The following is a 23,275-nucleotide window of genomic DNA, read 5'->3' as shown; positions in this document are numbered from 1 at the left end:
GGCGGTCTCAGAAGCGGTAGGCAAGGTCGAACACGATGCGCAGTTCGCGCTCGCGCTGGCCGTCGTACGGGCGGCTGATGCCGGTGACCATCGCGCCCATGTCCAGGACGTCGTTGGCGCGGTAGCGCTGGCCATAGCCCAGGGCGATGACGCCGCCGGTGCCGTAGCCCTGCTGGGTGTAGCTGCCGGCGCCGACGGTGCCGATCTGTTCCCAGGCGGTTTCGTAGCGGCGGTACAGCGTGTGGGTCAGGCGCACGCCGGGCAGCGCCATCAGGTCCGAGCGCGGGTTGTAGTAGGGCGCATCGTCGCGGCTGTTGCGCTGGGTCGACAGGTCCAGCGTCAGGTCGGCCTTCAGGTGCGGGGCGGTGTAGACGCGCTCGCGCCCGTCCAGCCCCAGTTCCCAGCGCTGGTTGCCGTCGGAAAAGCGCGACGGCGACAGCGACAGGGTCCATTCGCGCCGCTCGTTGGCGCGCCAGCGCACGAAGCCGGTGAGGCGGTTGGCGGTGATGTCGTTGGTCAAGGCCCGCAGCGGGGTCTCGCGCGACAGCAGTTCGCCCGAGCCGCCCACCTGCCAGTGGTCGTCGATGTCGTAGGCGGCCGACAGGCGCAGGCCGGGTTTGACGCCGTGGCCGTAGCTGTGGGTCGAGACTTCGCCTTCGACCGTCAGGTCGCGGCCGCGCCATTCGACGCCGGTGCGCAGCCAGCGGTAGTTGCCGCGTCCTTCCTCGAAATCGCCGGTGGCGTAGCCGCCGCCGCCGAAGGCGCGCCAGTTGTAGTCGATCGGCGGCGAATACAGCACCGCGTCGATGCCGAAGTTGCCGTTGCCGTTGACCGGGCTGTCCGAGGCCAGCCCGCGGTAGCCGCTGATGCGCAGCTCGGCCTTGTTGTGGACTTCCCATTCGCGCGCCAGGCGGCGGCTGGTGAGGTTCTCCGGCGCGCGCGTCAGGGTGTCGGCGGACAGCGCCTCGGCCTGGCGCCACTCCTGCAGGTCCATGGCGGTGAAGCCCTGGCCGTTCTCGACCGACAGCGCGCGCGGCGCCAGGGTCTCGGCCAGTTTCAGTTCGCGTTCCGAGGCGCGCGGCAGGTCGCGGCGGCGATACAGCGAGGCCAGGTCGGCGCGCAGCGTCGAGTTGTTGGGGGCGTTCTCGACCATGCCGCGCAGGCGCAGCTCGGCGGAGACCGTGTCGTCGGCCAGCTGGCGCGCGGCCGCCACGGTCTGGGCGCTTTCGAGCTTGAGGTCGTTGGGATTGCGGGTGGCCTGGCCCTTGAAGTACAGCCAGGGCGCGTAGCCCGATTCGATGGCGTCGGTGACGGCGTCGGTGCGGTCGAATTCCTCGGCTTCGGCCAGCGCGTAGTACAGGCCGGTCTCGGTGCTGAGGCGGTCTTCGGCATCGTCGTCGCGGTTGGCGCCGTCGGCGCCGACCTGGCGGTAGAGGTCGCGGGCCTTTTCCGGCTGGCGCAGGTACAGGTAGGCCGAGGTGACGTCGTTCAGCGCATAGCGCGGCACCGCCACGTCCTGGGCGCGCAGGGCCTCGTATTCGCGCACCAGGTCGGCCATGCGGACCCGCGCATGCAGCGCGTGCAGGCGGTCGATGCGGGCGCGCAGCACGTCCTGGCGCGCCGGCTCGCCCAGGGCTTCCCAGGCGGGGATCAACGCGTCGTAGCGCGCCAGCGCGCGGTCGGCGATGGCGAAGCGCTCGGCCTCGGCGCGCGTCGGCATGGCGGCCAGCCGGACCTGCTGGGCCAGCGCGTCGCCCTCCAGCCGGCGCAGCTGGGCGGCGTCGAACAGGTCGGGATGCTGGCGGGCCAGGTCCAGCGCCGGCTGCGCCAGGCGGGCGCGGCTGAGGGCGTCGATGTATTCGCGCAGCACGTAGGGCGTGCCGGGCGCGATCGCCAGCGCCTGGTCGGCCTGGTGCAGGGCCTCGTAGGGCTGGCGCAGCCGCGCGTGGACGTAGCCCAGCGCCAGGCGCGCGTCGGCGTCGCGCGGCGCGCGCTTGACCCAGGCCTGGCCGGCGGCGAGCGCGGCCTCGGTCTGGCCGGCGTCGGCCAGGGTCATGATCTCGCCGGCGGCGAAAGCGGTCTGGCCGGGATGGCGACGCAGGCCGGCGCGGTAGGCCGTCAGGGCCTCGGGCCAGCGGCGCAGGTCGCGATAGGCGCGCGCCGCCGCCAGCTGGATGTCGGCGGGCACGGCGGCGGCCGGGGGGCAGGGATTCGTAGGCGGCGACCGCCTCGGCGGGTCGGCCGGCCCAGCCGGCGATGACGATGTGGTCGTAGACCGCCTGACGTCCGGCGCCCGCGCCCTGGCGCAGCATGGCCAGCGCCGGTTCGTAGTCGCCGGCGCGGGCGCGCGCGATCAGCGCGTCATAGTCGGCGTCGGGGGCGGCCAGCGCCAGGGCGGGAGCCAGCAGCGCGCCGGCCGTGAAGGCGCGCAGCGCCATGGCGGCGGCGCGCGGTCGCGGGCCTGCCTGCGTGGCGGGGGCCAGGTCGGGGCCCGCCTGGCCCCCGGGGGGCATTGTTCCTTTCAGCATCCGTAGTACTTCCGCAGTTGCGACGAGGGCGCTCAGGGCTCCGCCGGCCGGACGCGCGGGTCGCGTTGCCGAAGGCGCGGCGCGGACGCGAGGGGGCGCCGGCGGCGGATGGATGAGCGTTGGGTAGTGACTGCGCGGCGCCCGCTGCGGGGACCTTCGCACTCGCGCAAGGGAGTGCATGGCTAGTACGCGCCACGCCCGTGGGGCGTGGTTGCGGCGCTTCTGGCGGCGCCGTCAACAGGCCGAACTTTATGGGTTTTCGGCCAATCCAACTGTCAATTAGTGCAAAGGGTGGGCCGTTGTTACGAAGCTTGACGTATTCTCTGTGCATACCGCGCAACCGTCGTGGCGGTATGCCGGTATTGGGGCAAACCTGGTACGGAACGTTGTGCGCGCGACGGAAAAGGTTCGCATGGCTCGCCATGCAGGTAACAAAAAACGTCAAAAGTGCAGGTCTGTAACGTGTCCCCGACCCTGCATCCGGTGCAACATCCTAGCGACGGCGACCGCCCATGAAGGCGCGAGCCGGCAAACAACATGACGACTTCTTTATTTTTCCTGGTGTGGGGGCTGGCGACGGCCCTGGCGCTGCCCTTGCTGCTGCCGCTGCAGGCGCGCGGCGTCGGCGGCGTGCGGGCGTTCACGATCGCCAACGGCCTGGCGGTGCTGTCGCTGCTGGCGTATGCGTCGGCCGACATCATGCCGCCCGGCGCCTATGTGATGGTGTCCAACGCCGCCTGGCTGGCGTCGGTGAGCCTGGTGTACGTGGGCGTGCGGCAGTTCTTCGGCCTGCGGCCGCTGGCCGTGCGCGCGGGCCTGGCGGCGGCGCTCTGTATCGTGGCGATGGCGGCGATGCTGTACCGCCAGGACAACCTGGTCGGCCGCCTGGTGGTGTTTTCCACCTTCACCTGTGTGCTGATGATCGCCACCGGCGGCGTGGTGTACCGCCAGCGCCAGCGCATCCAGACCCCCGGGGTGGTGCTGTACGTGCTGCTGGCGATAGCCGGCCTGGCGTTGCTGCACGCCCTGCGCGTGGTGGTGTATGGCAGCGGCTGGGTGCCGGTGTCGTCGCTGCTGGATCCGGCGCCCTGGGGCCTGTTCTTCATCGTCTGTGGATCGGTGACGGTGCCGGCGCTGTTCCTGGCCTTGCTGTTGCTGATCCAGACCGTGCTGTCGGAGCGGATGCAGGCGGCGCTGACCTTCGACAGCCTGACGGGCGCCTATTCCCGCCGCAGCATTCTCGACGAGCTGGAGCATGAACTGCTGCGCTGCGAGCGCGGCGATGGCCGGCTGGCGGTGCTGGTGCTGGACATCGACCACTTCAAGTCGATCAACGACCGCCATGGCCATGCGACCGGCGACGCCGCCCTGCGGCATTTCGCGCAGGCGGTGCCCAAGGCCGTGCGCGCCAGCGACCGTTTCGGCCGCCTGGGCGGCGAGGAGTTCGTGCTGCTGATGTACGGCTGCGACGCCGCCTGTGCGCTGGTGCAGGCGCAACGCGTCTGCGATGCCCTGCGCGATTCGCCGCTGTACCTGCAGGGACAGGCGCTGCGCATGACCGTCAGCGGCGGCGTGGCGACATTCCAGCCGGGAGACACCGCCGATGGCATCCTGGCCCGCGCCGACCTGGCGCTGTACAAGGCCAAGGAGCTGGGGCGCGACCGCGTCGAGATGGCCTGGAGCGGACGCATGACGGGCCGCCAGCAGGCGGCCCGGGAGCAGGGAGGGGAAAGCGCTGCGCGGGACAGCGCCACCCAGGAAGGCGGCGCGCTGGCCGCCGAGGCCTCCAACCTTACGGCTTGAGGTGCTCGGTGAAGAACTTCTCCATCGCCGCGTAGAACTCGAACTTGTTTTCGTCGTTGTGGAAGCCGTGGCCTTCGTTGTCCTTGACCATGTATTCCACTTCGACGCCGCGCGCCTTGAGCGCCTTGACCATCTGGTCGCTCTCGTCCTTGTTGACGCGCGGGTCCTTGGCGCCCTGGGCGACGAAGAGCGGCGTCTTGATCTTGTCGGCGTGCAGCGCCGGCGAGGTAGCGGCCAGGCGGTCCTTGTCGCGCACCGGGTCGCCGACCATGTCCTGCATCTTGTCCAGCATCGGCTTCCAGTAGGGCGGAATCGACTTCATGAACGTGAACAGGTTGGACACGCCGACGTAGTCGACCGCGGCCGCGTACAGGTCGGGCGTGAAGGTCACGCCGGCCAGCGTGGCGTAGCCGCCGTAGCTGGCGCCATAGATGCCGATGCGCTTGGGATCGGCGATGCCCTGCTTGACCAGCCATTGGACGCCGTCGGTGATGTCGTCCTGCATCTTCAGGCCCCATTCGCCGAAGCTGGCTTCCCAGAAGGCGCGGCCATAGCCGGTGGAGCCGCGGAAGTTCATCTGCAGCACGCAGAAGCCGCGGTTGGCCAGGAACTGCACCTCGGGGTTGTAGCCCCAGCCGTCGCGCGCCCACGGGCCGCCGTGCGGGTTGACGATGCACGCCAGGTTCTTCGGATCGCGCCCGGCCGGCAGCGTCAGGTAGCCGTGGATGGTGAGGCCGTCGCGGCTCTGGTAGCTGATGGGCTGCACCCGCGACATGTCGGCCTCGGGGATGGCCGGGTTGATGTCGGCCAGCTTGCTGAGGGTGTCGGCGCGGGCGTCGTAGATGTAGCGCGAGCCCGGCGTGCGGTCGTTGTAGGCGGCGACGATGAACTTGTCCTCGTCGCGGTTGCCGCCCTGGATCATGAACTGGTAGCCCTCGAGCTGGGCTGACAGTTTCTTGAACAGCGTTTCGGTCTCGGCGTCGAAGAACTTGTATTGCGGCTTGTCGGTCTGGTACGAGGCGACCGTCAGCACGCGGCGCTTGCGCGAGAAGCCGGCGGCGTCCAGGTCGACCGTGTCCGGGGTGAAGATCTCGTCTTCCTTGTCGGGGCTGGCCGGATCGATGACCACCAGCGCGAGCTTGTCGCGGCCGCGGTTGGACAGGGCGTAGAACTTCTTGTCGTCGAAGGTGAAGAAGGCCGGGCTGACGCTGGTGCGGTAGTCGGTGGTGAACAGCGGACGGAATGCCGAGGCTTCGTTGTCGCGGTAGAGCAGGGTGGTGTTCAGGCCGTCGCTGGTGACGGCGGCGCGCACCTTGCCGGCGTGGTCGGTCTGCCAGCCGACAATGTTGCCGGGGTTCTGCGCCACCAGCACGCCGGCGCCGGTGTGCACGTTGACGCGGTAGACGTCGAACACCTGCGGATCGCGCTGGTTGTGGCTGATGAGGATGTGGTCGGGATCGTCCTCGAGGTCGTCCTCGATGCTGGCGCGCACGCCTTCATACGGGGTCAGGTCGGTGACCTTGCCGGTCTTGGCGTCCACCGCCAGGACGTGGAAATTCTCGTCGCCGCCGAAGTCCTTCTGGTAGAGCACCACGTCGGGGCCTTTCCAGAAGAAATTGCTGATGTCACGGGCCGATTCGCTGGTCAGCTTGCGCGGCTCGCCCACGGGCTTGCTGCCTTCCAGGGACTGGACGTAGATGTTCATGCGCGGCGGCTTGCCGTCGACGCTGGTGGGCTGCATGAAGCCCAGGGTCTTGCCGTCGTCGGCCAGACGGAAGAAACCGCGTTCCGGATTGCGGAAGAAATCCTTCAGGGGGTAGGCCCGGGGCGGCTGCGCCGCGGCGCTGGCGCCCAGCGAGGCGCCGACGATACCGGCGGCCATAAGGGTGTGTTTCATGAATGAGAGCAAGGCATACCTCCGACGGTTCCACCCGGCCGCCATGCGCCGCCGGACTCGTCGATAATGCCATAGCCGCGGCCGGGGTGTCGAACCGGTCGGGCCACTTATGCCGGTGTCCCGTTTGCGGGATAATCGCGGCTATCAATCTGGAGAAATACATGGTTCGGAATCTGGTCGCGGCGTCGGCGCTGGCCTTGGGCCTGGCGGGCTGCTCGCTGGGCATTTCGCAGGACGGCTCGTCGCCGCACAGCGAGTTCAAGGCGCCCGTTGCCTTCAAGGACGCCTATGCCACCACGGTGCGCCAGGCCAACGCGTGCCTGCGCAGCACCGACAACGCCTATCGCGTGGTGTCGAGCCTGGACGAGGGCGCCCAGTCCGCCGTGGTGCGGGTGCTGGCCCCGTACACCGACAACGAAATGACCCGGGTCGACCTGAAGGCGGCCGGTCCCAAGACCACCGAAACCCGCATCGTGATGTGGGGCAAGGGCACCTGGGACGCGGCGGCGATGCGCGCCATGCAGGACGCGATCTATTACGGCATGAGCTCGTGCGCCAGCTACATGCCGCTGGATCCGCGGCCGACGGTGCCGCCGTCGCGCGATTTCAAGAAATAGGCCTGTTCGCGCCCCGTTTGCCGGGGCGCGCGGCGCCGTTCAGTCGCCGCCCGGGCGGCGGCGGATGATCTTGAACGTGGCGGTGGCGCGGGCCACCAGTTCGCCGTCGGCGCGGCGGATGTCGCCTTCACAGAAGGCGATGGAGCCGCCCCGGCGCAGGCAGCGCGCCTCGATCACCAGGTCGCCGGTGCCCGGCGACAGGAAGGTGGTGTTCATGTCGATGGTGGCCATGCCCTCGGTGGCTTCGGCCGAGCCGCGCGCCGCGGCGCTCAGGGTGAAGTCCAGCACGCTCATCAGGGTGCCGCCGTGCACGTCGCCGCGGCTGTTGGTCAGGTCCTGGCGCCACGGCAGCGAGGTGCGGGCGTAGGCCGGCCCGATCTGCTCGGGCACCAGGCCCAGAAAGCGCATGAAGGGAATCGCCAGGCCGAAATACTCGCCCGGAGCGGGGGTTGCGGAGACAGTCATGGAAGTGGCTATGCGGGGAAAGGGAACGACGGGAATTTGGCGGTCATAATATCCACTTTTACGCCGCCGGCCCGAGCGGATTCGGCGGCCGTGGCCGTTTTTTCCGGTGACCGTACTTTTCGCGCCCGCCCCGGCGCCATGCGGTCGCCGATCCGTTTTTCACCAACATGAGCGACGTCAGCCGCAAGATCGTACACATCGACATGGATGCGTTCTACGCCTCCGTGGAGCAGCGCGACAACCCCGAGCTGCGCGGCCAGCCGGTGGTGGTGGCGTGGACCGGGCCGCGCTCGGTGGTGTGCGCGGCGTCCTACGAGGCGCGCCGCTTCGGCGTGCATTCGGCCATGTCGGCGGTGCGCGCGCAGCGGCTCTGTCCGCAGGCGGTCTACGTGCCGCCCGACTTCAACCGCTACCGCGAGGTGTCGCGCCAGATCCGCCAGATCTTCGCCCGCCATACCGACCTGATCGAGCCGCTGTCGCTGGACGAGGCCTACCTGGACGTCACCGTCAACAAGCTGGGGCTGCCGTCGGCCACCGAGGTGGCGCAGGTGATCCGCCAGCAGATCCGCGCCGAGACCGGCCTGACCGCGTCCGCCGGGATCGCGCCCAACAAGTTCCTGGCCAAGATCGCGTCCGACTGGAACAAGCCGGACGGCCAGTTCGTGATCCGTCCGTCCAAGGTGCTGGAATTCCTGCAGCCGCTGCCGGTGCGCAAGGTGCCGGGCGTGGGCAAGGTGACGCAGGCGCGCCTGGAACAGCTGGGCATCCAGACCGTGGGCGACCTGGCCACCCATGGCGTGCAGGAACTGGAGCACTATTTCGGCCGCTACGGCCGCCGCCTGTACGAGCTGGCGCGCGGCATCGACGAGCGCGAGGTGCAGACCGACCAGCCGCTGCAGCAGGTGTCGGCCGAGACCACGTTTTCCGAAGACGTGCGGCTGGACGCGGTTGGCGAGGCCATCGACCGCATGGCCGAGAAGGTCTGGAGCCAGGCCCTGAAGAAGGGCGCCCTTGGCCGCACGGTGGTGCTCAAGCTCAAGACCGACCGTTTCCGCATCCTGACGCGCAGCCAGACCAGCCCGCATCCGCCGGCCTCGGCCGCCGAGCTGGCGGCGCTGGCGCGGCTGCTGTGCGAGCGCGTCGACCTGCCGGCGCAGACGCTGTACCGGCTGGCCGGCGTGGGCATGAGCAATTTCGCCGATCCGCAGGAACAGACGCGCCAGCCGGATCTGTTCGGCGGCGCGTTCTGAGGCTGAGGGGAGCGGGACGGACGCCGGTTCAGGCGCCGTCGAGTTCGCGCTTGATGGAGGCGTTCTTGATGGCCTTGCGGCAGCGCCCGAGGTAGGCCGGGTCGCCGCGCGAAGCCAGGCCCAGTTCCAGCAGCAGCCAGTCGCGCAGCCGCGCGTCGCCGTGCTTGAGCTTGGGATCCATGGCGTCGACACGCGCGAACAGGGCATCGAATTCCTGGACATCGCGCGTGGCGCCGGCGGCTTTTTCACGGACGCAGAAGGCGGGCACCAGCAAGCCCAGGCCGTCGCCGCTGTCGGCCGTGGCCAGGTCGGGGTGTTGCGCCAGCGCGGCCCGCAGCGCGTCGTAGGCGCCGGCGTCGATGACCGGTTGCAGCGCGTATTCGCGGCAGGCGGCGCCGATGCGCTTGTTGTCGCACAGGTCGAGGGCCGCCTGCAGGCCGTCGCGAGCGCTGACGGCGGCCACCAGCCGGCTCTTGATCGTGTCGATCTCGTGGCGTTCGCTGCGCGTGTTGCATTGGGGCAGCAGCTTGAGCGCGGCGGCGGCGTCGCCCTGGTCGGCCGCGTCGCGCAGCAGGATGTGGTAGCCCTGGTAGCGGTTGTCTTCCTCGCGGAAGATGTGGGTGACGCGCAGCAGCTGGATGTAGGGTTCGGCCGCGGCGGCGCGCGCCGCCTGGCTGGCGCCGTCGCGCAGGGCCTGGGCCAGCGCGTCCTCGATGATGTGCAGGGCGACGTGGTTGAAGACGATGTCGTCGCGCAGCGGCGCGATGGCCTGCGCCATGGCGGCGGGCGGCAGGCGCGCGGCCTGGAACAGCAGATACAGGCAGCGGGTGTAGTCGAGCGTGCCGTCCGCGTCGCCGGGACGGCCATGGCTGCCGCGCCACAGGCCCAGCGTCACCGGGCGCGCCTCGCGGTAGCCGAGCGGCGAACCGCCGCCCGCGCCCCAGCCGTGGCCGTTGTCCGGCTCGGCGGCCAGGCGCTCGATCACGGGGGCGATGGCCTCCGACAGGCGGCGCAGGGCCGCGGGGTCGGACTGCAGCGGATCGGGCAGGGTGGCGTCATAGCGCGACTCGAAATGCTGCCGCGCCAGGTTGATCGCCGCCACGCAGTCGCCGATCGCCGCGCGCAGCGGCGGGGCCATGGCGTCCAGGGCGGCGGCGTCGGCCATGCTCAGGCGAGCCGGCCCTTGACCTGCTGCGACAGCGCGGTCATGTCGGCGCGGCCGGCCAGCGACTGCTTGAGCAGCGCCATGACCTTGCCCATGGCGGGGGCGCCGGTGACGCCCTGGGCGGCCACTTCGGCCAGCGCGGCGTCGATGGCGGCGGCCACTTCCTCGGGCGTGGCGGCCTGCGGCAGGAATTCCTGCAGCACGACCAGTTCGGCCTTTTCCTGCTCGGCGGTCTCGGTGCGGCCGGCCTGCTCGAACGCGGCGATGGATTCGCGGCGCTGCTTGACCTGCTTCTCGATGATGGCGGTGATCTCGGCGTCGGTCAGGTCGCGGCGTTCGTCGACTTCCTTCTGCTTGACGGCGGCCAGCAGGAAACGCAGGGTGGCGAGGCGCTCGGTCGCCTTGGCGCGCATGGCGTCCTTGACGGCGTCGGAGAGGCGGGTCTTGAGCGTAGCGGTGCTCATGGTTAAACCTTTGTGGTGTTGCGTTGAAGGGGCAGTGTAACCGTGGGGCGGCCATCCGTGGGATGGCCCCGGCGGGCGCGGATTTTGTGCGTGGCGGCTTAAACATGTATTATTAATGCATCTTTAAAAAGGATGGCCCCGGCGCCATCCGCCGCGCAAGGAGCAGTCGATGTTGAGCCCGCAGATCCGCGCCCTGGTCAAAGCCACGGCCCCCGTCCTGAAAACCCATGGCGAGGCCCTGACCCGCCATTTCTACGCCCGCATGTTCCAGCACAATCCGGAACTCAAGCATGTCTTCAACCAGGGCCACCAGGCGGGCGGCGAACAGCAGCAGGCGCTGGCCGGCGCGGTCGCGGCCTATGCCGAGCACATCGACGACCCGTCGGTGCTGGCGCCGGTGGTGACGCGCATCGTCCACAAGCACGTCAGCCTGGGCATCCGGCCCGAGCACTACGCCATCGTCGGCAAGCACCTGCTGGCCTCGATCCGCGAAGTGCTGGGCGAGGCCGCCACCGATGAACTGGTCGACGCCTGGGCCGCCGCCTATGGCCAGCTGGCCGACATGCTGATCGCCGCCGAGGCGCGGCTGTACGCCGACTCGGCCGCCAAGCCGGGCGGCTGGACCGGTTGGCGCGCCTTCCGCGTGGTCGGCAAGCAGCCCGAAAGCGCCGAGATCACCTCGTTCTACCTGGCGCCGGCCGATGGCGGCGCGGTGCCGGCCTACCGGCCCGGCCAATATGTCTCGGTGCGCGTCTATGTGCCGGAGCTGGGGTTGATGCAGCCGCGCCAGTACAGCCTGTCGGACGCGCCGGGCCAGGACCGCCTGCGGATCTCGGTCAAGCGCGAAGCGGGCGGCGCGCATGGCCCGGCCGGGCGCGTGTCCAACGCGCTGCACGACCGCCTGGAGGAAGGCGGCGTGCTGGACGTGGCGCCGCCGCAGGGCGACTTCCACCTGCGCGAGGACGGCGAGGCGCCGGTGGTGCTGCTGAGCGGCGGGGTGGGGCTGACGCCGATGGTGTCGATCCTGAACCACCTGGTGGCCTCCGGCGATGCGCGCCAGATCCGCTTCGTGCACGGCTGTCGCAATGCCGCGGCGCACGCCATGAAGGACCACGTCAACGACATCGCCGCGCGCCGCGGCAACGTGCGCAAGGCGGTGTTCTACGAGGAAGTCGGCGGCGCCGACCGCGCGGGCCGCGACTATGACCACCATGGCCGGGTCGACCTGCGCGCCATTCGTGACGAGGCCATCGTGCCGGACGCCGACTACTACCTGTGCGGCCCGTCCGGTTTCATGCGGGCGCAGCGCGCAACGCTGCTGGAACTGGGCGTGACGCCCGACCGCATCCACGCCGAGGCCTTCGGCAGCGGCGGCGCGCCGGCCTGACCGGTGTATCCTGGCGCCCATGCAACTGACCCGATTCACCGACTTCGGCCTGCGCGTGCTGATGTACCTGACGCAGTGCCGCGACCGGCCCGCGGCGGTCACCATTCCGGAGATCGCCACGCGCTTCGACCTGTCGCGCAACCACCTGGTCAAGGTGGTGCACTTCATGTCGCAGCGCGGCTGGGTCAGCACGACGCGCGGCAAGGGCGGCGGCCTGGCGCTGGCGCGCCCGGCGGCCGAGTACCGGCTGGGCGATCTGGTGCGTGAACTGGAACAGCAAGGGCCGCTGATCGATTGCCGCGAGCCGCCCTGTGCGCTGGACGGCGCCTGCCGCCTGGCGGGCGTGCTGGCGCAGACCCTGCAGGCGTTCTATGACGCCCTCAACGGCTATTCTTTGGCCGACCTGGTGCGCGATCCGACCGCCGCCGCCATCATCAAGCTGCATCGCGCCGCCTGAAGGACGCGCCGGCTGCGCGCCGGTGGGCGTGGGCGTGGCCGTTGGCCGCGAGGCCGGTCCATGAGTCCGGTCCATGAGCCGGGGTTATGGGTGCTGGGGCTTTGGTGATTTGCGGTCATCCGTCCCCCGCTTCAGAATAAGACCGTCGCCATTTTCTTATCGGGATGCAGGCTATGCGCGTATGCGTGATCGGCGCCGGGGTCGTGGGCGTGACCTCGGCTTATTTCCTGGCCCGCCAGGGCCATGAGGTCGTGCTGGTCGACAGCCACGCCCATCCGGCCGAGGTGTCCAGCTACGCCAACGGCGGCCAGCTCAGCTACAGCTATGTCGCGCCGCTGGCCGGGCCGGGCGTGCTGCCGAGCGTGCCGGGCTGGCTGCTGCGCGAGGATTCGCCGCTGCGCTTCCGGCCGCGGCTGGACCCGCACCAGTGGCGCTGGTGCCTGCGGTTCGCGCTGGCCTGCCGCGCCTCGGTGGCGCGCGAGTCCACCGCGCAACTGCAGGCGCTGTCCTTCCTCAGCCGCGACGCCATGCATGCCTTGCTGGAACAGGAAAACCTGGAATTCGGCCACCTGCGCAACGGCAAGCTGATCGCCTATCGCAGCGCGGCCCTGCTGGACAAGGCGCGCGCGCTGGTCGCCTACCAGGCGGCCCATGGCGCCGAGCAGCAGGTGCTGGACGCCGCCCAGACGTTGCAGCGCGAGCCGGCGCTGGCTGGCATGGGCGCCAGCCTGGCCGGCGCCATCTACACCCCGAGCGAGGAAGCGGGCGATTGCCGCCAGTTCACGCAGGCGCTGTTCGAGCGCCTGCAGGCGCTGCCCAACGTGCAGTGCGCCATGTCCAATCCGGTCGCCGGCCTGCAGCGCGAAGGCCGCCGCATCGTCGCCGTGCACACCCAGGACGGCGACATCGGCGCCGACGCGGTGGTGCTGGCCACGGGCATCGGCACGCGCGCGCTGCTGCAACCGCTGGGCCACGACGTGCCGCTCTATCCGCTCAAGGGCTACAGCCTGACCGTGCCGCTGGCGGACGACGACGCCGTGGCGCCGCGCATCAGCGTCACCGACTACGAGCGCCGCATCGTCTATGCGCGCGTCGGCGGGGTGCTGCGGATCGCGGCCATGGTGGACATCGGCAGCGCCAATGCCGACATCGATCCGGCCCGCATCGCGCTGCTCAAGCGCCAGGTGCGCGAGGCGTTTCCGGCGCTGGACCTGGCGCAGGCGATACCCTGGGCCGGGCTGCGTCCGGCCACCCCCACCGGCAAGCCGCTGATCGGGCGCAGTTCCGCCGCCGACAACCTGTGGCTGAACATCGGTCAGGGCGCGCTTGGCTTCACCCTGGCCTGCGGCAGCGCCGCGCTGTTGACGGCGCAGATGGCGGGGCTGGAGACGCCGCTGGATCCGCTGCCGTTTCGGCCGTGAGGCCGGGGCGAAACTTCGCGGGCCTTGGCGTTCCAGGCCTCCACTCCCCATACAAGCCGACCCGGGGCATGCCGGCATCGGGAATGTCCATTTCGAGATAGTCCCTGCCTATTCATCGGCAGACGGGCGCTCGCACGCTCAATAGGATACCGGTCATCCGCCACCTGCGCGCCGCCGCGCGCCGCGGCGGAGAGCCGATTCCCATTCTGCGAGTGATCCCATCATGTCCTACCTGTTCCCATTGTTCGCCATCCTGTTCTGGGCGGGCAATGTCATCGTGTCCAAGATGGCGGCCAGCGCCATCTCGCCCACCGCCATCACCTTCTACCGGCTGATCCTGGCGCTGGCGATCATGGGCCTGTTCACGGCCGTGCCGGCCTGGCGCAACCGCAAGGTGATCCTGCGCCACTGGCCCAAGCTGGCGCTGTACGGCGCGCTGTCGTCGGCGCTGTTCCAGGCGCTGTCGTACCGCGCCGCCGAAACCACCACCGCCACCAACATGGCCATCCTGACCGCGCTGATCCCGCTGCTCAGCATGCTGCTGAGCGTGGTCATCCTGCGCGACCCGCTGACGCTGGGCATGGCGGCGGGCGGGGCGCTGTCGTTCCTGGGCCTGCTGTACCTGGTGGGGCAGGGCGAGATGCTGAGTGTGTTCCAGCACGGCATCCACGTCGGCGACGGGCTGATGCTGCTGGCGGCCTTCTCGTACGCGCTGTACGGCGTGCTGCTGCGCCACTGGAAGGTGCCGCTGCCGGCCTGGCAGTCGACCTTCGTGCAGTCGATCTTCGCGCTGCTCTACATGCTGCCGCTGTACCTGCAGGTGCCGGCCGCGCAGGCGGCGCTGGACGCCAAGACCATTCCGCTGATCCTGTACGCGGGCATTTTCTCGTCGGTGCTGCTGTCGTTCCTGTGGATCGAAGGCGTGCACCGCCTGGGGCCCAACCGCTGCAGCATCTTCATCAACCTGCTGCCGCCGTTCACCGCGCTGGCCGCGTTCGTGCTGCTGCGCGAGCAACTGCGTTCGTACCACCTGCTGGGCGGCGCCGTGACGCTGCTGGGCGTGCTGCTGGCGCAGACGGTGCAGCGGCCGCTGTTCGGCCGTGGCCGGGCGGCCGCGTTGGCCGCCGGCAAAGCCTGAGGGACGCGGGCCCGGCGCCCGCGTCCGTCCCGGCCAGCGGACAAGCGTCCGCCGGATTCACTCCCGTTCAAGACGCGGGCCGGTCGCCGCCGCATAGTGAGGCGCTTTGACCGGAGCGTCCATGAGCCTTTTCCAGAAATCCGCCATCGCGCTGGCCCGCAGCCCGGGCGTGGGGCGCGCCATGCGCGCACTGGCCGCGCGCACCTCGCTGGCGCGGCGCTTCGTCGGCGGCGCCGACGTCGCGCAGGCGGTGCGCACCGCCGTCCGGCTGCGCGAGGCGCACGGCATCCGCGCATCCCTGTTCTACCTGGGCGAGTACGTGGCCGACGCCGATGCCATCGAGCACAACACGCGGCAGGCCATGCAGGCCTGCGCCGCGCTGGGCCAGGCCGGGCTGGACGTGCACGTGTCCATCGACCCCACCGCCATCGGCTACATGCGCGGCGACGAGCTCGGGCGCGGCAATGCGCGGCGCATCGCCGCCGCGGCGCGCGAGGCGTCGGTGGGCGGCCGCGACTGGGTGGTGCTGGACATGGAGGACTCGGGCCTGCGCGAGCGCACCTGCGCCTTGCATCGCGAGCTGTTGCAAGCGGGCCTGCCCGCCGGATTGACGCTGCAGGCGCGGCGTCTTGGCACGCCGGCCGACCTGGCCTGGACGATCGGTCGGCGCACCTCGCTGCGGCTGGTCAAGGGCGCGTTTCCCGAACGCGCGCTGGACCATGCCGGCCGCGCCCGCATCGACCAGGCCTACCTGGATGCCGCCGCCAACATGCTGTCGCCGGCGGCGCGCGAGGCCGGCTTCCTGCCGGTCTTCGGCACTCACGACGACCGGCTCGCGGGCGCCATCATGGCGCTGGCGCGCGAGCGCGGCTGGGCGCCGGAGGCGTTCGAGTTTGAGATGCTCTACGGCGTGCGGCCGGATTGGCAGCTGGCGCTGCGCCGGCTGGGCTACACGGTCCGGGTCTATCTGCCGTTCGGCCAGGACTGGTGGCCCTATGCCGCGCGCCGCATCGGCGAACATCCGCGCAACGCCTGGCTGCTGGCGCGCTCGCTGAACACGGAAGGGCGCTATTTCGGGTAGCCTGTCGCCAGGGCGGCCGGCGCTGGCGGCCGCGTCCCCTCAGTCCTGCCCAGGCATCTTCCCATGGCGGTTTCCCAACACATCTGGCATTGCGGCGCGAGCCTGCCCGGCGACGTGCTGATCGCCGACCTGCGCGCCTATCGCTACGAGGCGCACTTCCACGACGCCTGGTCGATCGGCGCCATCGCCCGGGGGCGTTGCGCCTTCACCGTGCACGGCCGGCCGTTCGAGGCGGGCGAGGGCGACCTGGTGGTGATCGCGCCGGGCCAGGTGCACACGGGCGGCACGTCGGCCGGTTTGCTGGCCTATCGCATGGCGTATATCGAGCCGGACTGGTTCGAGGACCATGCCCGGGCGCTGCGCGAAGGCGGCCTGGCGCTGCCGGGGCCGGTCATTCACGACGCCGGTCTGTGCAACGCGTGGCTGGCGGCGCTGGCGCCCGACGCCATCGATGACGCTGCCCGCAGCGCCCGCCTGTCGGCGGCCTTGTTCGGCCTGTTGGCCGCGCACGGGCGGCAGGCCGCGGCGGCGCCGGCCGGCGAGCCGGACGTCTGCGCGTTGCTGCTGCAGCGCATGCGCGCCGATCCGGCGTGCGCGCCCGACCTGGAGGCGCTGGCCCGGGCCGAGGGCCGTCACCGCAGCACGCTGGTCAAGCGCTTCGCGCGGCGCTACGGCCTGCCGCCGCTGGCGTGGCTGCGTAATTGGCGGGTGGCGCGCGCCCGCGCGCTGCTGCGCGGCGGCCTGCCGCTGGCCGAGGCGGCGCTGGCCGTCGGCTTTGCCGACCAGGCGCACCTGACGCGGGTTTTCAAGCAGGTCTATGGCAGCCCGCCGGGGGTGCTGCGCCGCTCGGCGGGGCGCTCAGTGGTCAATTAGACATTCCTGTAGATCATGTAATGGGCGACGAATAATCGTTTGAATCAGCACTTTCGTGCGGGTTTAATCGATCAAGACAGTAGGTTTTCGTGCCTTATTGATTGATCATTAGGAATGTGAATATGGACCCGCAACGCATTACGCTGCGCGCCGCCGACGGCGTGGCGCTGGGAGGCTACGTGTGGCGCCACCCCGAGCCGGATCCGGCCGGACCGCGTCCGGTGGTTGTCATCAACGCCGCGACGTCGGTGCGCTGCCGCTATTACGCCCGGTTCGCGGGCTACCTGCACCAGCACGGCTTCGACGTGCTGACCTACGACTATCGCGGGATCGGCGAATCGCGGCCGGCCTCGCTGCGCGGTTTCGAGGCGTCCTGGATGGATTGGGGCGAGAAGGATTTCGAGGCGGTGCTGGGCTATGTCGACGCGCATTTTCCCGGCCAGCCGGTGGACGTGGTGGCGCACAGCATCGGCGGCTTCGTCACCGGCCTGGCGCCGTCGGCGCGGCGGCTGCGGCGCATTTTCACCATGGGCGCGCAGCACGCCTACTGGCGCGACTACGCCGCCGGGCAGCGCCTGCGCATGCTGGCCAAGTGGCATGTGGTGATGCCGCTGCTGGCGGTCTGTCTCGGTTATTTTCCGGGACGCCGGCTGGGCTGGCTGGAGGACACGCCGCGCGGCGTGGTGCGCGACTGGAGCCTGATGGGGCCGCGGTTCGAGGGGCGCGGCGGGGCGGACCATCGGGTGGCCGCGATGGCGGCGGTGACCGCGCCGATCCTGGCGCTCAGCGTCACCGACGACGAATTCGGCACCGAGGCCGCCGTCGGCCGGCTGCTGGCGTATTTCACCGGCAGCGCCCGCACCCATCTGCGGTTGGCGCCGGCATCGCTGGGGCTGGAGGCGATCGGCCACTTCGCCTTCTTTCACGAGCGTTTTCGCGACACGCTGTGGCCGATCGCGCTGGGCTGGCTCAGTCGCGGCGAGCGTCGCCTGGCGGGGGCGACGCCCATACGTTGTGACTGCGTGGCGTCTCTAGCCGATAGTCCGAGTATTTCCGCGTGAAGAATTCCGCCCCGAGCGCCTCGGCCGCCGCCAGCGGACGGCGCGGGTCCAGCGAGACCTCGCCGCGGCTGTTGCCCGAGCCGTGCACGTAGCCGACGAAGTCGGCATGCGTGTAGCGGGCGAATTCCTGCACCTGGTGCACCACGCCGAGCACGGCGCCGGGATAGGTTTCCTCCGAAGCCACGGCCAGGCCCAGGCGCTTGCCGGCCATGCGCGCCTTGACGGCCTCGGGCTCGGGGCCGGCGCCGGCGTAGTGGGTGAACGAGCGATCGAAGAAGGCCTTGGTCTGCGCCGACATGCCATACCAGTAGAGCGGGGTGCAGAACAGCACGCCGTCGGCCGGCAGGAAGTGTTCCAGGAACAGCTCGCCATAGCGGTCGTCCGGCGCCGACGCATGGCGCAGGTCGGGCAGGAAGCCCTTGATGTAGTCGTCCAGGAACAGCAGCGCGGCCGCGCTGCCGGCCGCCTGGGCGCCACGCAGGGCGGCGGCGCCCAGGGCGGCGCTGTTGCCGTCGCGGCGGGGGCTGCCCGCCAGGATCAGCAGGCGTTTATGTTGATGATCTGAATTCATGTTTGATTGCCTCGTTTGGAAGAGATTGCCAGGCAAATTTACGGATATCCTCCCGCAGCGACAAACGAGCATTTCTTGGCTAAGATGAAATGAATTCATCTATAAGGGGCCGCTGTGTTCGCCTCCCTGCCGGTTACCGCGCTGCGCGCGTTCGAGGCCGCCGCGCGGCTGCGCAGTTTCAAGGCGGCCGCGGCCGAGCTGTCGGTGACGCCGACCGCCGTGTCGCACCAGATCAAGGCGCTGGAGCGCCACGCCGGCGTGGCGCTGTTCGACCGCGTGCCGCAGGGCGTGCGCCTGACCGATGGCGGCGCGCGCCTGTTCGCCAGCGCGCATGGCGCCTTGCTCGACATCGCGCAGACGCTGGATGCGCTGCGGCCGGCCAGCGCGGCGGGCGCCCTGACGCTGTCCACCACCCATTCGTTCGCGGCGCTGTGGCTGGTGCCGCGGCTGGGCCGTTTCTACCAGGCCTATCCGCAATACCAGTTGCGCCTGCAGTCGCAGGCCGAGACCATCGACCTGCTGCAGGACGCCAGCGTGGACGTGGCGATCCGCTACAGCAGCCGGCGCTATCCGGCGCTGCACGCGGCCTGCGCGTTGCAGGAACGGTTCGGGGTCTACGGCGCGCCGGCCTTGGTGGCGCAGGCGCGCCGCGCCAAGCCCGCGCTGGTGACGGTGCGCTGGCGCGATTCGGCGCTGTATGACGAGGGCTGGCGGCAGTGGTGCGAAGCGGCGGGCCTGCCCGGCTGGCGCAAGCCGGCGGCGGTGCACGCGTATGCCGAGGAACACTACGCGCTGCAGGCCGCGATCGCCGGGCAGGGACTGGTGCTGGCCAGTTCGGTGATGGTGTCCGACAGCGTCGCGGCGGGCACGCTGGTGCCGCTGCGGCCGGAGGTGAGCGTGGCGGGCGCCGCCTACACCGCGCTGTGCGCGCCGGGCCGCGAACGCCATCCGCCGGTCAAGGCATTCCTGGCGTGGCTGCGGCAGGAGTTCAAGGGCTAGTGGTGGCGTCGGTCGATGCGTCTCGGTTGACGTGCATTCACGGCCGCGCTGGCCGTGGCAGCAGCGGCAAGACCGCCAGCATGGCGCCGCCGGCGGCCAGCCAGGCCAGCGGCCAGGACGTGGCCGCCACCAGCCGCGGCAGCGCCAGCGGCGTCAGGAACAATCCCAGGTAGACGCAGGTGTTGGCCAGCCCCAGCGCGGTGCCGGCGCGGGCGGCGCCGGCCAGCGTGGCCAGTTCGGTGTAGGCCACGCCGTGCCAGGCCGAGGCGCAGATGCCGGCGGCCGCCAGCAGCACGGGCACGGCCAGCAGCGCCGCGCGGTGGCCGGGCGCCGCGCCCTGGACCCAGGCGGCGGCCGCCAGCGCCACGAATAGCAGGCAGCCCAGCCACACGCAGCCGCGCAGGTAGGCGCGGCGGTTGCCGTGGCGGTCGGTCCAGCGGCCGCTGGCGATGCGCGCGACCATGGCGCCCAGTTGCACCGCCACCATCACGGCGGTCAGCGTGGCGATGCCGGCGCCGCTGAAGTCGTGCAGGAATACCGTGGCGAACGTCAGCACCGCGAATTGCGGGCAGCACAGCAGGCCGATCGCCACCGCCGCGCGCCACACCCTGGCGTCGCGCAGGGGGCTGGATGGCGGGGTGGCGGCCGGCTTGTGGCCTGCGGATAGCGAGGAGGCCGTCCGGGCGTTGCCGCCGGCGCCGGTCGCCGCAACGCGGCGCGCCCGATCCGGCTCGCGCAGCCACCCCAGCGCCAGCAGCGCGGCGCCCGCGCACAGGCCGGCCAGCAGGCCGAACACCGCGCCGAAGCCGGCCCGCGACGCCAGCCACGGCAGCACCAGCGCGCCCAGACCGCCGCCCAGCGGCACGGCGGTCTGGCGGATGCTCATCGCCAGGCCGCGCTCGCCTTCGTCGAACCACGCCATCACCGCGCGGCCGCTGGCGCCGTTGACGCTGCCGCCCATCACGCCCACCAGCAGCAGGCCCAGCGCCAGCAGCCACAAGGCGGGCGCGACGCCGTGGGCCGGCGCGGCGCACAGGCTCATCCAGGCCAGCGCCGCCGCCGTCGCGCCCAGGCCGGCCAACAGCACTGGCCGGTCGCCCCAGCGGTCGGCCAGCAGGCCCCAGGGCAGCTCGAACAACGCCACGCCCAGGCCGAGCACGCCGAGCGCCAGGCCCAGCGCGTCGTTGTCCAGCCGGTAGTCGGCGCGCAGGAAGACGGCGGTGGCGGGCAGGCCGGCCGCCGCCGCGGAGAACGCGACGTTGGCGGCCACCCCCACCGCCAGCACCTTCCAGCGGTGGGTGGGGCGCGCGGCAGGGGTTGGGGCGGAAAGCACGGAGGCGGGCAGGGACATGACGGTTCCAGGCGGGATTGACGCGGCAAAGTCTGCGCCCGTAACATCATTCTGAAAATCAGGAAATTTTCAATTAAAGGTTTTGAAAAACGGGATGATCAGGCCTGTCACCTTTGACCTGGACGTGTTGCGCAGCTTCGTCGCCGGGGTGGAGCTGGGCAGCTTCGGCCGCGCGGCCGACCGCCTCGGGCGCTCGACCTCGGCCGTCAGCGCGCAGCTGAAAAAGCTCGAGGAACAGGCCGGCGTGCCGCTGCTGCGCAAGGCCGGGCGCGGCCTGACGCTGACCGACGCCGGCGAGACCATGCTGGCGTACGCGCGCCGGCTGCTGGAACTGAACGACCAGGCTTCGGTGGCGGTGCGCGGCACGCGCCTGCAGGGGCGGGTGCGCCTGGGTCTGCAGGAGGATTTCGGCGAGATCCTGCTGCCGCACGTGTTGGGCCAGTTCGCCCGCGCCCATCCGCAGGTGCGGATCGAAGCGCGGGTGGCGCGCAATGCCGAACTGCTCGAACGCGTGGCGGCCGGCGAACTGGACCTGGCGCTGGCCTGGGACCATGACGCGGCGCGGCCGCATGGCGTCAGGCTGGCCGAGCTGCCGCTGTGCTGGATCGGTCCGGCCGTCACCGACCCGGCGGGGGCCGCGCCGGCGCGCGATGCCGACGGCGCCTTGCCGCTGGTGGCGTTCGAGGCGCCCTGCCTGTTCCGCAGCCGCGCCACCGATGCGCTGGACCGCGCCGGCATCGCCTGGACCGCGGCCTTCATCAGTCCCAGCCTGGCGGGCCTGTGGGCGGCGGCCAGCGCGGGGCTGGGGCTGATGGTGCGCACGCCGCTGGGGCTGCCCGCCGGCTTGCGGGTGCTGGCGCCGGGCGAGCAGGGCCTGCCGTCGTTGCCGCCGTTGTCGTTGTCGCTGTATCACGCGCAAGGCCGGCCCGGCCCGGTGGCCGCGGCCCTGGCCGACATCGTGCGGCGTGGCGTGCGCGACAGCGTCGCGGCGCTGCCGGCCATGCCGGGCCTGCCGGCGCGCATCCCTTCCGAGGAGGCCGAGCGCCTTGAACCGATTCCATGAAATGACTGTCTTCCTGGCAGTGGCCGAGGCGCAGAGCTTCGCCGCCGCGGCCCGCCGGCTGGCGATGTCGGCGCCGAGCGTGACGCGCAGCGTCGCGGCGCTGGAGCGCCGGCTGGGCACGCTGCTGCTGGTGCGCACCACCCGCAGCCTGCGCCTGACCGAAGCCGGCCAGCGCTACGCGGCCGATTGCCGCGCCATTCTCGAAGCCGTGGAGCAGGCCGACGACGCCGCCGCGGGGGCGATGGCGGCGCCGCGCGGGTCGCTGCACATCACCGCGCCGGCGCGCTTCGGTGAACTGCACGTGATGCCGGCGGTGCTGGGCTACCTGCGCCAGCACCGCGAGGTGTCGGTGAACGCCCTGCTGGTGGACCGCGTGGTGAATCTGCTGGACGAGGGCGTGGACGTGGCGGTGCGCATCGGCGCCTTGCCCGACTCGACTCTGACGGCGGTGCCGGTGGGGCAGGTGCGGCGGGTGGTGTGCGCCTCGCCCGACTTCCTGCAACGCCACGGCACGCCCGACAGTCCCGACGCGCTGGCGCGCTTTTGCACCATCACGGCGGCAATGGAAGGGCGCGGCGCGCAATGGCGTTTCCTGCAGGATGGGCAGCCGCGGCGCCTGCCGCTGGCATCGCAGTTGACGGTGACCTCGTTCCAGGCCGCGGTGGCCGCCGCCTGCGAGGGCTGGGGGCTGACCCAGGTGGTGTCCTACCAGGTGGCGCGCGACCTGGCCAGCGGCGCCTTGCAGGTGGTGCTGCGCGATTACGAAATGGCGCCGCTGCCGGTGCACGTGGTGTATCCGGAAGGGCGCAAGAGTTCGGCCAAGGTGCGCAGCTTCGTCGACTTCTGCGTCGACGCGCTGCGCCGCGACCTGGCGGCCCTGCCGGCTTGATCCTTTCACTGGCGGCAATGGTGTCTTGCGCGCCGTGGCCGTTCCCCGGCGGGCGCGGGCGGTTCAAGATGGAGGCCTGTTTCCTCTATCCGAGATGCCGCCATGTCCGCCGCTCCCCTGACGTTCTACAGTTTTCCCCTGTCCGGCCATTCGCACCGCGTGGCCCTGATGCTGTCGCTGCTCGACGTGCCGCACCGCACGGTCGATGTGGACCTGCGCAGCGGCGCGCAGAAGCGGCCCGAGTTCCTGGCGCTGAACGCTTTTGGCCAGGTGCCGGTGATCGACGACAACGGCGTGGTGGTGGCCGACTCCACCGCGATCCTGGTGTACCTGTGCAAGCGCTACAACGGCCAGGCCTGGCTGCCCGAGGACGCGGTGGGCGCGGCGGCGGTGCAGCGCTGGCTGTCGGCCGCATCCGGCCCACTGGCGGGCGGCCCCGCCGCCGCGCGTCTGGTGACGGTGTTCGGCGCTCCGTATGACGTGCCGGCCACGCTGGCGCGCGCGCATGCCTTGCTGGCGGTGATGGAGCAGGAGCTCGCCGCCACCGGCTATCTGGCCGGCGCCGCGCCGACCCTCGCCGACGTGGCCTGCTACACCTACGTGGCGCATGCGCCGGAAGGCAACGTGTCGCTGGCGGACTATCCGCGGGTGCGCGACTGGCTGGCGCGGATCGAGGCGCTGCCGCGCTTCGTGCCGATGGTGGCGTCGCCGGTCGGATTGCGGGCGGCGTGAACCGAAGCGCGCGCGGCATGCCCGCGCAAGGAGCCTGACATGAATGCGACCACGATGAGCCCG

At 70.9% G+C, this 23,275-nt stretch carries 20 protein-coding genes and 1 pseudogene; 14 read left to right on the top strand and 7 right to left on the bottom strand.

Annotation, left to right across the window (positions count from 1 at the left end):
• Positions 1-7: 7 nt before the first annotated feature.
• Positions 8-2,438, bottom strand: a pseudogene (gene pgaA, locus AOZ49_RS07240) (poly-beta-1,6 N-acetyl-D-glucosamine export porin PgaA).
• A gap of 627 nt (positions 2,439-3,065) precedes the next feature.
• Here pgaA and AOZ49_RS07235 point away from each other — a divergent pair.
• Entirely contained in the window at positions 3,066-4,331 is a 1,266-nt protein-coding gene (locus AOZ49_RS07235; RefSeq protein WP_054474740.1) for a sensor domain-containing diguanylate cyclase, read from the top strand.
• On the opposite strand, the gene AOZ49_RS07230 is transcribed toward AOZ49_RS07235, so the two are convergent.
• Positions 4,321-6,228 carry a S9 family peptidase gene (locus tag AOZ49_RS07230; RefSeq protein ID WP_369815776.1) on the bottom strand — a complete coding sequence of 636 codons (1,908 nt, stop codon included), beginning with the start codon at positions 6,226-6,228 and terminating at the stop codon, positions 4,321-4,323. The two genes, AOZ49_RS07235 and AOZ49_RS07230, sit on opposite strands and share 11 nt — an antisense overlap.
• A 161-nt stretch (positions 6,229-6,389) precedes the next feature.
• Between AOZ49_RS07230 and AOZ49_RS07225 the strand changes: the two genes are divergently transcribed.
• Positions 6,390-6,845 carry a BPTD_2524 family lipoprotein gene (locus AOZ49_RS07225; protein ID WP_054474738.1) on the top strand — a complete coding sequence of 152 codons (456 nt, stop codon included), beginning with the start codon at positions 6,390-6,392 and terminating at the stop codon, positions 6,843-6,845.
• A 39-nt stretch (positions 6,846-6,884) separates the two neighbouring features.
• On the opposite strand, the gene AOZ49_RS07220 is transcribed toward AOZ49_RS07225, so the two are convergent.
• A complete protein-coding gene (locus AOZ49_RS07220) occupies positions 6,885-7,310 on the bottom strand; it encodes a PaaI family thioesterase (protein WP_054432306.1) in 426 nt (141 codons plus the stop codon).
• Between the two features lie 167 nt (positions 7,311-7,477).
• On the opposite strand from AOZ49_RS07220, the gene dinB reads away from it, so the two are divergent.
• Positions 7,478-8,560: a DNA polymerase IV gene (gene dinB, locus AOZ49_RS07215; protein ID WP_054432305.1), complete on the top strand. Its 1,083-nt coding sequence runs from the start codon at positions 7,478-7,480 to the stop codon at positions 8,558-8,560.
• 28 nt (positions 8,561-8,588) lie between these two features.
• On the opposite strand, the gene AOZ49_RS07210 is transcribed toward dinB, so the two are convergent.
• Positions 8,589-9,725, bottom strand: a complete 1,137-nt coding sequence (locus AOZ49_RS07210; protein WP_054474737.1) for a hypothetical protein — start codon at positions 9,723-9,725, stop codon at positions 8,589-8,591.
• Between the two features lie 2 nt (positions 9,726-9,727).
• Positions 9,728-10,189 (bottom strand): GatB/YqeY domain-containing protein, encoded by a 462-nt coding sequence (locus AOZ49_RS07205; RefSeq protein WP_054432303.1) that lies wholly within the window; start codon positions 10,187-10,189, stop codon positions 9,728-9,730.
• A gap of 169 nt (positions 10,190-10,358) precedes the next feature.
• Here AOZ49_RS07205 and hmpA point away from each other — a divergent pair, with 169 nt between their 5' ends.
• The 7 genes from hmpA to AOZ49_RS07170 all read left to right on the top strand — a co-directional run bounded on the left by hmpA (position 10,359) and on the right by AOZ49_RS07170 (position 17,607).
• On the top strand, positions 10,359-11,576 hold the full coding sequence (hmpA, locus tag AOZ49_RS07200; RefSeq protein ID WP_054474736.1) for an NO-inducible flavohemoprotein: 1,218 nt from the start codon (positions 10,359-10,361) through the stop codon (positions 11,574-11,576).
• Positions 11,577-11,595: 19 nt separating this feature from the next.
• Complete coding sequence (locus AOZ49_RS07195) at positions 11,596-12,033, top strand: Rrf2 family transcriptional regulator (RefSeq protein ID WP_054432301.1); 438 nt, start codon at positions 11,596-11,598, stop codon at positions 12,031-12,033.
• Between the two features lie 173 nt (positions 12,034-12,206).
• Positions 12,207-13,454 carry a D-amino acid dehydrogenase gene (locus AOZ49_RS07190; protein WP_054432300.1) on the top strand — a complete coding sequence of 416 codons (1,248 nt, stop codon included), beginning with the start codon at positions 12,207-12,209 and terminating at the stop codon, positions 13,452-13,454.
• Between the two features lie 223 nt (positions 13,455-13,677).
• Positions 13,678-14,592 carry a DMT family transporter gene (locus AOZ49_RS07185; protein ID WP_054474735.1) on the top strand — a complete coding sequence of 305 codons (915 nt, stop codon included), beginning with the start codon at positions 13,678-13,680 and terminating at the stop codon, positions 14,590-14,592.
• A gap of 121 nt (positions 14,593-14,713) precedes the next feature.
• Entirely contained in the window at positions 14,714-15,673 is a 960-nt protein-coding gene (locus AOZ49_RS07180; protein WP_054474734.1) for a proline dehydrogenase family protein, read from the top strand.
• Between the two features lie 63 nt (positions 15,674-15,736).
• Positions 15,737-16,546, top strand: a complete 810-nt coding sequence (locus AOZ49_RS07175) for a helix-turn-helix transcriptional regulator (protein WP_054460926.1) — start codon at positions 15,737-15,739, stop codon at positions 16,544-16,546.
• A gap of 122 nt (positions 16,547-16,668) precedes the next feature.
• Entirely contained in the window at positions 16,669-17,607 is a 939-nt protein-coding gene (locus tag AOZ49_RS07170) for an alpha/beta hydrolase family protein (protein ID WP_054474733.1), read from the top strand.
• Here the strand turns inward: AOZ49_RS07170 and AOZ49_RS07165 are convergent.
• The gene (locus tag AOZ49_RS07165; protein WP_054474732.1) at positions 17,516-18,178 is read right to left on the bottom strand and encodes a flavodoxin family protein; all 663 of its coding nucleotides are present in this window, start codon (positions 18,176-18,178) and stop codon (positions 17,516-17,518) included. The genes AOZ49_RS07170 and AOZ49_RS07165 overlap by 92 nt on opposite strands.
• Positions 18,179-18,292: 114 nt before the next feature.
• Between AOZ49_RS07165 and AOZ49_RS07160 the strand changes: the two genes are divergently transcribed.
• Positions 18,293-19,177 (top strand): LysR substrate-binding domain-containing protein, encoded by an 885-nt coding sequence (locus AOZ49_RS07160; protein WP_054432294.1) that lies wholly within the window; start codon positions 18,293-18,295, stop codon positions 19,175-19,177.
• Between the two features lie 37 nt (positions 19,178-19,214).
• Here AOZ49_RS07160 and AOZ49_RS07155 read toward each other — a convergent pair whose 3' ends face one another.
• The gene (locus tag AOZ49_RS07155) at positions 19,215-20,528 is read right to left on the bottom strand and encodes an MFS transporter (RefSeq protein WP_054474731.1); all 1,314 of its coding nucleotides are present in this window, start codon (positions 20,526-20,528) and stop codon (positions 19,215-19,217) included.
• 97 nt (positions 20,529-20,625) lie between these two features.
• Here AOZ49_RS07155 and AOZ49_RS07150 point away from each other — a divergent pair, with 97 nt between their 5' ends.
• The 3 genes from AOZ49_RS07150 to AOZ49_RS07140 all read left to right on the top strand — a co-directional run bounded on the left by AOZ49_RS07150 (position 20,626) and on the right by AOZ49_RS07140 (position 23,212).
• The gene (locus tag AOZ49_RS07150) at positions 20,626-21,591 is read left to right on the top strand and encodes a LysR substrate-binding domain-containing protein (RefSeq protein ID WP_231690275.1); all 966 of its coding nucleotides are present in this window, start codon (positions 20,626-20,628) and stop codon (positions 21,589-21,591) included.
• Position 21,592: 1 nt separating this feature from the next.
• Complete coding sequence (locus AOZ49_RS07145) at positions 21,593-22,480, top strand: LysR family transcriptional regulator (RefSeq protein WP_080684470.1); 888 nt, start codon at positions 21,593-21,595, stop codon at positions 22,478-22,480.
• 87 nt (positions 22,481-22,567) lie between these two features.
• Complete coding sequence (locus tag AOZ49_RS07140) at positions 22,568-23,212, top strand: glutathione S-transferase family protein (protein WP_369815778.1); 645 nt, start codon at positions 22,568-22,570, stop codon at positions 23,210-23,212.
• The last annotated feature ends 63 nt before the right edge of the window (positions 23,213-23,275 follow it).

This window comes from Achromobacter sp. 2789STDY5608615, assembly GCF_001298995.1.
GTDB classification, from domain to species: Bacteria; Pseudomonadota; Gammaproteobacteria; order Burkholderiales; family Burkholderiaceae_B; genus Achromobacter; species Achromobacter insuavis.
This window is presented reverse-complemented; position numbering and strand designations above follow the sequence as displayed.